The following is a 12406-nucleotide window of genomic DNA, read 5'->3' as shown; positions in this document are numbered from 1 at the left end:
ATGCGCCGTCTCGTCACTCTTCTTGGAGCCACGGGCTCCATTGGCCGGTCGACGCGTGATGTCGTCGCGGAGAATCCTGATCGCCTGAAGATCGATGTCGTGGTTGGCGGCCGGGACGCAGCCGGCCTTGCTCGGGTGGCGGTCGAGACCGGTGCGCGCTTCGCCGCCCTAGCCGATGACGCAGGGGGTGACGCTCTGGCGCAGGCCCTGGCTGGCAGCGGCATTGGCAGTGGGGCGGGCCGCCAGGCCGTTCTCGATGCCGTCGCGATGCCGAGCGATATCGTCGTCAGTGCCATAGCCGGAGCGGCCGGGCTGGAGGCAACCTTCGCAGCCTTGACGCCGGGCCGCGTGATTGCGCTGGCCAATAAAGAGAGTCTGGTTTGTGCCGGGGCCGCCGTGATGGCGCGGGCCAGGGCGGTGGGAGCGCATGTTCTTCCGCTCGATTCGGAGCATAATGCTCTCTTCCAGGCGCTTGGAGCCGAGCCGATCTCGGCGATCCGTTCCATGACGCTGACGGCATCGGGGGGGCCGTTCCGCACCTGGTCTGCAGAACGCATTGCAGCTGCCAAGCCGGAGCAGGCTCTGGCGCACCCGAATTATGCAATGGGCGCCAAGATTACGATCGACTCCGCCAGCATGATGAACAAGGGCCTTGAACTGATCGAGGCCTATTTCCTGTTCGGGCTGAACCATGATCAGCTCGAGGTTCTGGTGCATCCCCAGCAGATCGTGCATGGCCTCGTCACCTTCCGCGATGGCTCGGTCACGGCGGGCATGGCTGTTCCGGATATGCGGGTTGCCGCCGCGCATTGTCTCGGTGTCGATGGCCGCCTGGATGCGCCGGCCACGCGCTTTGTCGATCTTGTGACGACCGCTCCCCTGGCCTTCGAGCGCCCTGATCTTGCCCGCTTTCCGGCGCTTGCTCTGGCAATTGCAGCGTTGAAGACCGGAGGCGCGGTGCCGGCCATCCTCAATGCCGCCAATGAAGTCGCGGTCGAGGCTTTTCTTGCCGGACGAATCAGCTTTCCCGGCATCCCGGCTCTCGTCGATGCCGTCTGCAGCGGGTTCGGTGCCGGCATCGGGGCGCCGGTCGATATTGAAGCTGCCCTTGCTATTGACCATGAGGCGAGAAACCGCGCTCGCCTCCTCTTGTCGAGGGGCACCTTCACTGTCACGTAAGGGGCAGGGATCGGGAGAATTTTATGGATATTGCAGCGACCGTCTGGAACTCGGGCAGCTTCCTGCTCGGCTATCTGGTGCCGTTCCTGTTTGTCCTGACCATCGTTGTATTTGTGCACGAGCTCGGGCACTTTCTCGTCGGACGCTGGTGCGGCGTCGATGTGAAGGTGTTCTCGATCGGCTTCGGCCGCGAGCTTTTTGGCTTCGTCGACAAGCACGGCACGCGCTGGCGCTTCGCGCTGATCCCCCTTGGCGGCTATGTGAAATTCTCCGGGGATGCCGATCCCTCGAGCTCCGCGGCCGACAGCGCTGAAGTCGAGCGTATGACGGCGGAACAGCGGGCGCGTTCCTTCCCCGCTCAATCGATCGGTGAACGAGCTGCAATCGTCGCGGCTGGCCCCATCGCCAATTTCCTGCTGGCCATTCTCATCTTCGCCGGCACCGTCTACGCCTTCGGCCGCCCGATCCTGACGCCCCGGGTCGAACAGGTGATCGCCGGCAAGGCGGCTGAGCGCGCAGGCCTGCTCGCCGGGGATATCGTCCTGACGATTGACGGCAAGCAGATCCGCAGCTTCAGCGACATGCAAAGAGTGGTCTCGACCCACCCGAACGAGACTCTCTCGGTGACGGTCGATCGCGCCGGCACCATGGTGACCCTGCCTGTTACGCCCGATCTTGACGAGACATCGACGGCTCTTGGCAAACAGCGCATCGGCGTTATCGGGGTCCAGGCCTCCCGCCGCGCCGAGGATTGGACGACCCAGCATTACAGCCTCGGGGAAGCTGTGAAGGTTGGATTTACCGAGACCTGGTTCGTGGTCGACCGGACCTATGACTACCTGTCCAAGTTGGTCACGGGGCGTGAATCAACGGACCAGCTTTCGGGTCCGATCCGCATCGCTCAGGTTTCCGGGATGGTCGCTTCCAACGGCGGCCTGCTCGCACTGATCAATCTTGCGGCGATTCTCTCGGTCTCGATCGGCCTGATGAACCTGTTGCCGGTTCCGATGCTCGATGGTGGGCATCTGATGTTCTATGCGATCGAGGCTCTCCGCGGCCGTCCCTTGAGCGAGCGCGCCCAGGAAATCGGCTTTCGGGTCGGATTTGGGCTGGTCTTGATGCTGATGATCTTCGTGACCTGGAATGACATTCTCCACGTTCACTCGCGTCTGTAGACTCCGGCTGGCAAGCCCACGAAGGATGTCTCCTGCGGCAAGATTCATTGCCGATCGGCGCGAAAGCTGCGTCGAATCGGGCTCTCGGCGCGAGGCGCGTGGCCTCCTGGCAACGACGCGGTTAAAAATAATTTGTTAACGACAATGTTCGTTTGCACCTCGTCGGAAACTTTGTAGAAGCGATTGGTCTGCAATGTCGCCATGCACCTGCCCAAAGGCAGGTGTCCCCGGTTGGGGTGGTGACCTACTAAATGGAATAGGCGACCCGATGACGTCGACCCCAAAGAGCCGGTCTTTCAAAATGCGGCTCTCTCGATCAGTCGGACTTTCGGCCTTTATGTTGGCCGTTAGCGGTGGCGTAGTTTTTGCGCAGGCCGTGATTGTCCAAGGCAACCGTCGCGTCGATGCGGAGACCATTCGGTCCTATGCAGGGCAGGGTGGTCCGCAGGAGGTTCGGCAGAGCCTGATGGCGACCGGGCTGTTCTCGAACGTCCAGGTCAGCCGCCGCGGCAACCAGACTGTGATCTCGGTTCACGAGAACGACACGATCAATCGCGTCGCGTTCGAAGGCAACAAGCGCCTCAAGAGCGACATGTTGCTGCAGCAGGTCGAATCGAAGGCGCGTGGCCCTCTGAGCCAGGCGCTGATCGACTCTGATGTGCAGCGGCTGAAGGAAGTCTATCGCCGGGCCGGTTACGGCACTGCGACGATCTCCGGGCGGATCGCGCCATTGCCCAACGGTCGCTCTGACGTGGTCTTCACTATTGCCGAGAGCGGCAAGACCGGCATCAAGGAAATCAATTTCGCGGGTAACGGTGCCTATTCGGCATCGCGCCTGCGCGGGTTGATGAGCTCGACGGAATCGAACTTCCTCAGCTTCATCAAGACCTCCGACGTCTATGATCCCGACCGTATCGCGTCCGATCTCGATCTGGTTCGCCGCTTCTATCTGAAGAACGGCTATGCCGACTTCCGGGTCGTTGCGAGCGACGCGCGCTTCGATGACGCCAAGGGTGGCTGGGTCATCGACGTCACGATCGATGAAGGGCCGCAGTACAAGGTCGGCAATGTTGCAGTCGATTCTCAGCTCAGCGATATCGACTCGGCGACCATGCAAAGGCTCCTCGCGACCTCGGCTGGCGATACCTACAATGCCGAGGCGGTCGAAAAGTCCCTCGTCAGCCTCACGACCGAAGTGTCGCGCCGCGGTCATCCCTTCGCGCAGGTTCGTCCGCGCGGCGACCGTGACGCTGCTGGCCGCCTGATCGGCATTACCTATGTCGTCGAAGAAGGCCCGCGGGTCTATGTCGAGCGCATCAATGTGCGCGGCAATACGCGGACTCGCGACTATGTGGTCCGCCGCGAGCTCGACCTGGGTGAGGGCGATGCCTACAACAAGGTGATGGTTGATCGCGCCGAACGGCGCCTGAACAACCTCGGCTTCTTCAACAAGGTTCGCATCACCAATGAGCCGGGCAGCGCGCCTGACCGGGTCATCATGAACATCGACGTCGAGGACAAGGCCACCGGCTCCTTCTCGATCGCGGGCGGTTATTCGACGTCTGACGGTGTCATCGGCGAAGTCTCGCTGTCGGAATCAAACTTCCTTGGCCGCGGCCAGTTCGTGAAGATTGCCGGCACGCTGGGGCAGCGGACCCAGGGCATCGACTTCTCGTTCACCGAGCCCTATTTCCTCGGCCGCCGTATCGCGGCCGGTATCGATCTGTTCTCGAAGTACAACGACAACTACAATATCGGCCGCTACGAAAGTCGCGTGACCGGCGGTCAGTTGCGGTTCACCTTCCCGATCACGGAAGAGTTCTCGATCACGCCGCGCTACTCGCTCTATACGACCGAGATCAAGATCCCGAACACGTCGAGCCGGCCGTATAACGACTGCTCGGTTCCGATCCCTGGGATTACACCTGGAGCTCCAGGCTCTGCCTTTGCAGCAACATCGAATTTCAACTGCTTGACGAATGGCGAAGCGACACTTGCGGTCAAGGAAGCGCGTGGCACGACACTGACCTCGCTCGCGGGCGTGACGCTGAACTACAACTCGCTTGATAACTACCAGACGCCGCGCAACGGCTTCATTGCCGAATTGAAGCCGGAATTCGCCGGCCTCGGCGGCGACTCGAAGTTCCTGCGTGTCGCGGCGGACGCTCGCTATTATCGCGAGATCTTCGACGATGTCGTCGGCTTCCTCCGGGTCCAGGGCGGTCACGTCCAGGCGACGCAAGGCAACTTGCGCATGGTCGATCACTACTTCCTCGGCCCGAGCCTGGTGCGCGGCTTCGCCCCGTCCGGCATCGGCCCGCGCGACGTGCTGAACGACCCGACGGCCAACGCTCTCGGCGGCCAGAGCTATTTCGGTGGTTCGGTCGAGGTGCAGTTCCCGATCTGGGGCTTGCCGCGTGACCTTGGCCTGCGCGGCGCGGTCTTTGCCGATGCCGGTACGCTGTTCGACTATGATGGTGGCTCGAAGGTGGTCACCAATCCGGTCCCGACGACGACGGGGCTTTGCCCGGCTGGATCCGAGGCTCGACAGTTCGCCGTTCCGAGCACATCCATCTACCAGAGCAACGTGGCTTGCGTACGCGACAAGAACGTCCTCCGGTCCTCGGTTGGCGTAAGCTTGCTCTGGCAGTCGCCACTCGGACCGATCCGGTTCGACTACGCCTATGCCCTTACCAAGGATGATGGCGTGCGCGATCCGACGACCGGTGTCCGCTATGGCGGCGACCGTCTGCAGGCCTTCCGCTTCTCCGGCGGCACCCGCTTCTGACGCGGCGGGGCGGAAACGCCCCGCAACGGACCCATTGCATGTCAGATCCACAATTCTTCCCGATCGCGACCTCGCTGAGCTACGGCGAGGTCGCTGCCATTTCAGGCGTCACTCTTCCGGAAGGGGTGGATGCCACGCGGCTCGTTACCGGCGCGGCTGCCCTCGAGGCTGCCGGACCCGATGACATCGCCTATATGGACAACCCCAAATATACGGATGCGCTGGCCGGAACGTCGGCTGGGCTGTGCCTGGTCTCTTCTCGCTTTGCCGCCCGCGTTCCCTCGGGCACCGTCGCACTCGTCTCGCCCGCGCCCTACCATGCCTTTGCGAGGATCATGGCGCGCTTCTATCCAGAAGCGCTCAAGCCACGATCGGTCTTTGGCTCGCAGGGCGTCGCGCCGGGGGCTTTCGTCCACGCGACCGCAAGGATCGAGGATAACGTCACGATCGATCCGGGCGCCGTTGTCGGTCCCGGAGCCGAAATCGGCGCCGGTTCCGTGATCGCCTCGCATGCCGTGATCGGACCCCAGGTCCGCATCGGGCGTGATTGCGCGATCGGGGCAGGCAGCACCTTGCAGTCCGCCTTGGTCGGTAATCGGGTCATAATTCATCCGGGTGTCCGGATCGGCCAGGACGGCTTTGGTTTCGCGATGAGCCCCAAGGGCCATATGAAGGTGCCGCAGATCGGTCGCGTCATCATCCAGGACGATGTCGAGATCGGTGCCAATAGCTGCATCGACCGGGGCGCAAGCCGCGATACCGTCATTGGCGAAGGCACGAAGATCGACAATCTCGTTCAGATCGGCCATAACTGCGTGATCGGCCGCCATTGCGTGATCGTTTCGCAGGTCGGCATCGCCGGTTCTTCGACCCTGGAAGATTTCGTCGTGCTCGGCGGCCAGGTCGGACTCGCCGGGCATCTCACGGTCGGGATGGGCGCGCAGGTTGCCGCTCAGAGCGGCGTCGCCGGTGACATCCCTCGCGGCGCGCGCTATGGCGGTTACCCCGCGCAACCGGCGCTCAGCTGGGCGCGCGAAACAGCGCTTCTCAAATCTCTTGTTGCAAAGCGCGGCAAGTCTTCGGGCGGTTCGGAAAGCTGACGGTACGCGAGAGCGCGAGGCAGCCTTTGCAATCCACGCGAAGCGCGGGCCTCCTGTCGAATTCGCTTGATCCACCGGTACCATTTCCGGCAAACGGGCATAGAAGCTGACAGGAACCCGGCGCGAGCCGCAACGTCCTGTTCCGGCATCGATTTAAACGATACAACTTTGCGGGCGAAGCCGGCAGGCCTGCGCGGGAGACGGGAGAGCATGACCGACGCGACGACATCGCTGGGTGTGGCCGATATTCAGAAGATCATGGCCTGCATTCCCCACCGCTATCCGTTCCTTCTCGTCGACCGTGTCATCGAGATGAATGGCGACGAGTCCGGCATTGGCATCAAGAACGTCACCGCCAACGAACCCCAGTTCACCGGACATTTCCCCGGCCGTCCGGTCTTTCCGGGTGTGTTGATGATCGAGGCCATGGCGCAGACCGCCGGCGTGCTCGTCGTCAGCGCGCGGGGAATTGACGAGGAAGCGGTACAGTCCGTCCTCTTCACCACGATCGACAAGGCCAAGTTCCGCAAACCGGTCGTGCCGGGCGATACCTTGCGTTTCCACCTCACCAAGGTCGCCCGCAAGCGCAATATCTGGTTCTATCGCGGTGAGGCGAAAGTTGACGGCGTGCTTGTCGCGGAGGCTGAGATCTCCGCGATGGTGGCTTAAGGCCAGCCGCTTTCCGTCGAAATCAGGACAGAACCTTCATGAGTGCGACTATCCATCCGATGTCGGTCGTCGACCCGGCTGCGCAGCTGGGCGAGGGGGTCGTTATCGGTCCGTTCTGCACGGTCGGCCCCCATGTCGTTCTCGGGGACGGCGCTGAGCTGTTGAGCCACGTTGCAATCGCCGGCCGAACCACGATCGGCCCCCGGACCAGGATCTACCCCTTCGCTTCCATCGGCCACCCGCCGCAGGATCTCAAATATCATGGCGAGCCGTCGACGCTGACGATTGGCGCGGATTGCATGATCCGCGAAGGCGTGACGATGAATCCGGGCACCGAAGGCGGCGGCATGAAGACGGTCATCGGCGACCGCTGCCTGTTCCTTGCCAATTCGCATGTCGGCCACGACAACGAGATCGGCAACAACGTCATCTTTTCGAACAACGTGATGAGCGCCGGCCATGTCAAGGTTGGCGACTATGTCATCGTCAGTGGCGGGACGGGACTCCACCAGTTCGTTCGCATCGGAGAGCACGCCTTCATCGGCGGCGGCGCCGGCGTGATGAATGATGTCATTCCCTTCGGCATGGTGCGGGACAATCCTGCGCATCTGGCCGGGCTCAATCTGGTCGGGCTGAAGCGGCGTGGTTTCTCGCGGGAGCAGATTCATGAGCTGCGCCGCGCCTATCGCCTGCTCTTCGCCGATGAAGGCACCTTGGCCGAGCGTGTCGAAGATGTGGCGACTGAATTTGCGTCGCACCCGCTGATGCTCGAGATCCTCGATTTCATCCGCTCGGGCAGCGACCGCGCCATCTGCATTCCGCGCGACGTCAACGCGCCCGACCGGTGAGCACGGGCAGCGACGCAGCGACCGGCGCCTTTCCTCTCGCGATCATAGCCGGAGGCGGCGAATACCCTCCGCATCTGGCCCGGCTAGCGACAGCGCGGGGGCATCAGCTTTATATCGCGGCGATCGACGGCGCAGCCAACCCGAGCGATTTCGATCCTGAATCCTCGCGTGTCTATCGCCTGGGACAACTCGGGCGATTGCTCGACGAGCTCAAGCGACGCGGGATCGTCGATATCGTCATGATCGGCGCGCTGCCGCGGCCGAGCTTTGGCTCGCTGATGCCCGAGCCCTCGACGCTGAAATACCTGCCCCACTTCGCTCGCGCCTTTCGCGGCGGAGACGATCATTTGCTCAAGGGCGTGGTCCAGTTCTTCGAGGGGCGGGGTTTTCGCGTTCATGGTCCAGCCGAGATCGCTCCGGGCTTGACCGCGCCGCTCGGCCCACTGGGGCGCCGCAGCGTCTCGGCCGTGGCGCGCGACGGCATCGAACATGGCTTCTCCTTGCTGGCGGCTTTGTCGCCCTTCGATGTCGGTCAGGCCGCAATCGTTGCCGATCATCGTATCGTGGCAATTGAGGCTGCAGAGGGTACCGACGCCATGATCAGGCGCGTCGCCGAGCTGGTGAGCGCAGGGCGTCTCAAGATCGACAAGGGCGATGGCGTTCTGGTCAAGGCCCCCAAGGACGGCCAAGACCTGCGCGTCGACATGCCGGCGATCGGACCTGAAACCCTGCGGAACGCGGCCAAGGCCGGACTCTCCGGCATCGCACTTCGCGCCGGCAATGTGCTAGTCGGAGACAGCGTTCGACTGGGCGCACTGGCCGACGAGCTTGGCCTCTTCGTCGAGGGCGTCGCGTGAACCGGCCCTTCAGACTCGCCGTCATTGCGGGCGAAGCGTCTGGTGATGCTCTGGCACTGCGTTTTCTCACCGTCCTGCGGCAGCGGTTGGGTGATCGTCCGCTCGAGATCGTGGGCGTCGGCGGAGAGGGCCTGATCGCACAGGGACTGCGGCCGCTTTTTCCCCAATCCGATATCGCCGTGATGGGGTTTGGTCCGGTCCTGGCGAGGCTGCCCCTGTTGCTCCGGCGCATGTCTGATGCAGCCAAGGGGGTCGTTGCTTTCGCGCCTGATCTCCTGCTCACCATCGACAGCCCGGATTTCTCGCTGCGCGTCGCGAAAAAAGTCCGACGGGCATCGTCCGCAATCCCGATTGCGCATTGGGTTTGCCCCAGCGTCTGGGCCTGGCGTTCGGGCCGCGCCCGCAAGATGGCGCCACATGTCGATCGCATCCTGGCGCTGTTGCCCTTCGAGCCCGCTGCGCTGGAAAGGCTGGGCGGACCGAAGACGATCTATGTCGGTCACCCCTTGATCGAGCGGCTCGCCGAGCTGCGGCCGAGTGACGAGGAACAGGTGCGGCGCAATGCCCCTTCGACGCCGGACATCCTGGTCCTTCCCGGCAGCCGCCGCTCGGAAATCAACCACCTGATGCCGGCCTTTGGCGAGACGGTCTCACGCATCGCGGACAAGGTGCCCGGCGCGCGCTTCGTGCTGCCGGCCGTGCCGCATCTGCGCAGCATGATCGAAGAGGCTGCCTCGACCTGGCCGGTGAAGCCGCATCTCGTCGACGGCGAGGACGCCAAGCTTGAAGCTTTTCGCACGGCGCGCGCAGCACTCGCGGCCTCCGGGACCGTGACGCTCGAACTTGCCTTGGCACAGGTGCCTCTCGTCGCAGCTTATCGCGGCGCTGCCTGGGAAGCGATGCTGGCGCGCAGGCTGATCAAGCTGCCCACCGTGATCCTGCCCAATCTCGTTGCGGGCGCGCGTATCGTTCCCGAGTTCATCCAGGACGAAGCCTCACCCGAAGCGCTCAGCGCAGCCTTGTTGGCGGTCCTGAGCGATGGCCCTGTGCGCGAGGCCCAGCTTACCGGCTTCGCGGATGTCGAGCGCATCATGAAATCGGCCGGGGCGAGCCCGGCCGAGAACGCGGTCGATGCCGCCCTGGGACTATTGGCGGCCTGATCAGCGCGGTGCAGCGCTCATTCGAGCGCCGCACCCGATGCCTTGGCGATGGGGCCCCATTTCGCGAATTCGACCTTGACGTGTTCGCCCAGGGCTTCCGGTGTCGAGCCGACGATGACGGCGCTGACATCGTTCAAGCGCTGCTTCACTGTGGGATCTGTCAGCGCCTTGTTGGCCTCGGCGTTCAAGCGCTCGACGACTGGCCTTGGCATATTCGCCGGACCAAATAGCGCGTTCCACGTATAGGTTTCATAGCCGGCAAGACCACCTTCGGCGATGGTCGGTATCTCCGGGAACGAGGGCACGCGCTCCTTCGTAGTAACGCCGATCGCGCGGAGTTGGCCGCTGCGAATGAACTGCGCGGAGGAGGGCAGGTTGTCGAACATGATCGGCACGGCGCCCGACACGACATCGTTGAGCGCCGGGCCGGCGCCGCGGTAGGGAACATGGTTCATGCTCACGCCGCCGAGCGACTTGAAGAGCTCTCCCGAAAGATGCAGCGGCGTGCCCACACCCGATGAGGCGTAGGAGTACTTGCCTGGGTTGTCCTTCAGGACCTTGACGACCTCCTGGACCGTCTTGGCCGGAAAGCTCGGGTGTACGACCATGACGTTGGGCACGACCGCCAACAGGGAGATCGGCGTGAAATCCTTGACCGGATCGAATGTCACGACCTTGAGGATCGCCGGATTGAGGGCATGGGTCGAAATCGTGCCCATCAGGATCGTATAGCCATCGGGCGCGGCGCGTGCGACCGCGGTCGAGCCGACATTGCCGCCTGCGCCGGCGCGGTTCTCGATCACCACTTGCTGGCCAAGGGACTCGGCCATTTTCGCACCGACAAGGCGGGCGACGATATCGGTCGAGCCGCCAGCGGCAAAGGGCACGACCAGCATGATCGGCCGTGCCGGGAAGCTCTGGGCTCGCGCGGGCAAGCTGCCGGCCACGAGGGCGGACGCCCCGGCCCCAGCCATGAAAGCGCGGCGGTTCGGTGTTGTGATGCGGTCCATCTGGCGTTTTCCGTCATTGCTCTGCGGAACGCAGGTTATGGCGGCGCACCATATGATAAACCCCACCGGATTGTTAAATCCGATGGGGTTCGACCTTCGTCATAAAGATCGTGTCAGGTTGTTCTCAGCGACGGCCGATCGGCGTGTAATCGCGCTTCGGCGACCCGGTATAGAGCTGGCGCGGGCGGCCGATCCGCTGGGACGGATCCTCGATCATTTCCTTCCACTGCGCGATCCAGCCGACGGTGCGGGCGAGCGCAAAGAGGGCGGTGAACATCGAGGTCGGGAAGCCCATCGCCTTCAAGGTGATGCCCGAATAGAAATCGATGTTCGGATAGAGCTTCTTCTCAATGAAGTAGCTGTCGCTGAGCGCGATGCGCTCAAGCTCGATCGCCACGTCGAGCAATGGGTCGTCCTTGATGCCGAGCTCGTTCAGCACCTCATGCGACGTCTTCTGCATGATCTTGGCGCGCGGATCGTAGTTCTTGTAGACGCGATGCCCGAAGCCCATCAGGCGGAACGGGTCGTTCTTGTCCTTCGCCTTGGCGATGTATTTCGGGATGTTGTCGACCGACCCGATTTCCTCGAGCATCTTGAGGGCCGCTTCATTGGCTCCGCCATGCGCAGGGCCCCAGAGGCAGGCGATGCCGGCCGCGATGCAGGCGAAGGGATTGGCGCCCGAGGAGCCGGCGAGACGCACCGTCGAGGTCGAGGCGTTCTGCTCGTGATCGGCGTGCAGGATGAAGATGCGGTCAAGTGCGCGCGACAGCACCGGGTTGACCTTGTACTCCTCAGCCGGCACCGCGAAGCACATGCGCAGGAAATTCGAGGTGTAGTCGAGCGAGTTCAGCGGATACACGAAAGGCTGGCCGATCGTATACTTGTAGGCCATCGCGGCCAGCGTCGGCAGCTTGGCGATCATCCGCATCGACGCGATCATGCGCTGCTGCGGATCCGAGATGTCGGTCGAGTCGTGATAGAAGGCCGACATCGCGCCGACTGACGCCACCAGCACCGCCATCGGATGCGCGTCACGGCGGAAGCCCTGGAAGAAGCGGGCCATCTGCTCGTGCACCATGGTGTGGCGCGTTACGCGATAGTCGAAATCCGCCTTCTGCGCCGCTGTCGGCAGATCGCCGTAGAGCAGGAGATAGCAGGTCTCGAGAAAGTCGCCATGCTCGGCAAGCTGCTCGATCGGGTAGCCACGATGGAGCAGAACACCCTCGTCGCCGTCGATATAAGTGATTTCCGACTCGCAGCTCGCGGTCGAGGTGAAGCCGGGATCATAGGTGAACATCCCGGTTTGTGCGTAGAGCTTGCTGATATCGATGACGGACGGGCCGATCGATCCGGTCTTGACCGTCAGGTCGACGGTTTTTCCGTCCACACTCAGCTGGCTGTTGGTTCCGCTCATCGATACCGATCCTTTCAGGCTCGCTGCTGATCAATCTTCGTTCCATCCGAGCCGGCACGAAAGGGTGCCGGAACGGCAATCATCATCCGAGTAGCTCTGCGTAACGGCCATGTGACGGGATCGCAGGCACGGGACGGTACATCCGACTGATACTAAAGCAATATTTATACTGGGCGCCGCTCCGGACACCCGCAGCATATGCGGCG

At 63.0% G+C, this 12406-nt stretch carries 10 protein-coding genes; 8 read left to right on the top strand and 2 right to left on the bottom strand.

Translation table 11 applies throughout. The features are described from left to right. The 8 genes from dxr (at position 1) to lpxB (ending at position 9776) form a co-directional block, all read left to right on the top strand. Positions 1-1179 carry a 1-deoxy-D-xylulose-5-phosphate reductoisomerase gene (dxr, locus tag AB4099_RS25970; protein ID WP_441480181.1) on the top strand — a complete coding sequence of 393 codons (1179 nt, stop codon included), beginning with the start codon at positions 1-3 and terminating at the stop codon, positions 1177-1179. Between the two features lie 23 nt (positions 1180-1202). Beyond that, the gene (rseP, locus tag AB4099_RS25965; protein WP_441480180.1) at positions 1203-2354 is read left to right on the top strand and encodes an RIP metalloprotease RseP; all 1152 of its coding nucleotides are present in this window, start codon (positions 1203-1205) and stop codon (positions 2352-2354) included. A 268-nt stretch (positions 2355-2622) separates the two neighbouring features. Further along, the gene (bamA, locus tag AB4099_RS25960; protein ID WP_441480179.1) at positions 2623-5142 is read left to right on the top strand and encodes an outer membrane protein assembly factor BamA; all 2520 of its coding nucleotides are present in this window, start codon (positions 2623-2625) and stop codon (positions 5140-5142) included. A gap of 38 nt (positions 5143-5180) precedes the next feature. Continuing rightward, entirely contained in the window at positions 5181-6242 is a 1062-nt protein-coding gene (lpxD, locus tag AB4099_RS25955; protein ID WP_441480178.1) for a UDP-3-O-(3-hydroxymyristoyl)glucosamine N-acyltransferase, read from the top strand. Between the two features lie 210 nt (positions 6243-6452). After that, positions 6453-6911: a 3-hydroxyacyl-ACP dehydratase FabZ gene (fabZ, locus tag AB4099_RS25950; RefSeq protein WP_043236894.1), complete on the top strand. Its 459-nt coding sequence runs from the start codon at positions 6453-6455 to the stop codon at positions 6909-6911. Positions 6912-6949: 38 nt separating this feature from the next. Beyond that, positions 6950-7759, top strand: coding sequence for an acyl-ACP--UDP-N-acetylglucosamine O-acyltransferase (gene lpxA / locus AB4099_RS25945; RefSeq protein ID WP_113518509.1), 810 nt, complete (start codon positions 6950-6952; stop codon positions 7757-7759). Then, on the top strand, positions 7756-8616 hold the full coding sequence (locus tag AB4099_RS25940; protein WP_162768454.1) for an LpxI family protein: 861 nt from the start codon (positions 7756-7758) through the stop codon (positions 8614-8616). Before lpxA ends, AB4099_RS25940 begins: the two co-directional genes overlap by 4 nt. Then, positions 8613-9776, top strand: coding sequence for a lipid-A-disaccharide synthase (gene lpxB / locus AB4099_RS25935; RefSeq protein ID WP_441480177.1), 1164 nt, complete (start codon positions 8613-8615; stop codon positions 9774-9776). Before AB4099_RS25940 ends, lpxB begins: the two co-directional genes overlap by 4 nt. 17 nt (positions 9777-9793) lie before the next feature. On the opposite strand, the gene AB4099_RS25930 is transcribed toward lpxB, so the two are convergent. Next, positions 9794-10786, bottom strand: a complete 993-nt coding sequence (locus tag AB4099_RS25930; RefSeq protein WP_113518512.1) for a Bug family tripartite tricarboxylate transporter substrate binding protein — start codon at positions 10784-10786, stop codon at positions 9794-9796. 124 nt (positions 10787-10910) lie between these two features. After that, positions 10911-12200 (bottom strand): citrate synthase, encoded by a 1290-nt coding sequence (gene gltA, locus AB4099_RS25925; RefSeq protein WP_113518513.1) that lies wholly within the window; start codon positions 12198-12200, stop codon positions 10911-10913. Positions 12201-12406: the final 206 nt, after the last annotated feature.

The sequence above is a fragment of the Allobosea sp. 2KB_26 genome, from assembly GCF_052115715.1.
In the GTDB taxonomy this organism is placed as follows: domain Bacteria; phylum Pseudomonadota; class Alphaproteobacteria; order Rhizobiales; family Beijerinckiaceae; genus Allobosea.
Note: the sequence above shows the minus strand (reverse complement) of the source record. Positions and strands in the feature narration are given on the sequence as shown.

Bases quoted from the DNA above. Each gene is read 5' to 3' on its own strand.
- dxr (WP_441480181.1), top strand. From the start codon at position 1: ATGCGCCGTCTCGTCACTCTTCTTGGAGCCACGGGCTCCATTGGCCGG.
- rseP (WP_441480180.1), top strand. From the start codon at position 1,203: ATGGATATTGCAGCGACCGTCTGGAACTCGGGCAGCTTCCTGCTCGGC.
- bamA (WP_441480179.1), top strand. From the start codon at position 2,623: ATGACGTCGACCCCAAAGAGCCGGTCTTTCAAAATGCGGCTCTCTCGA.
- lpxD (WP_441480178.1), top strand. From the start codon at position 5,181: ATGTCAGATCCACAATTCTTCCCGATCGCGACCTCGCTGAGCTACGGC.
- fabZ (WP_043236894.1), top strand. From the start codon at position 6,453: ATGACCGACGCGACGACATCGCTGGGTGTGGCCGATATTCAGAAGATC.
- lpxA (WP_113518509.1), top strand. From the start codon at position 6,950: ATGAGTGCGACTATCCATCCGATGTCGGTCGTCGACCCGGCTGCGCAG.
- AB4099_RS25930 (WP_113518512.1), bottom strand. From the start codon at position 10,786: ATGGACCGCATCACAACACCGAACCGCCGCGCTTTCATGGCTGGGGCC.
- gltA (WP_113518513.1), bottom strand. From the start codon at position 12,200: ATGAGCGGAACCAACAGCCAGCTGAGTGTGGACGGAAAAACCGTCGAC.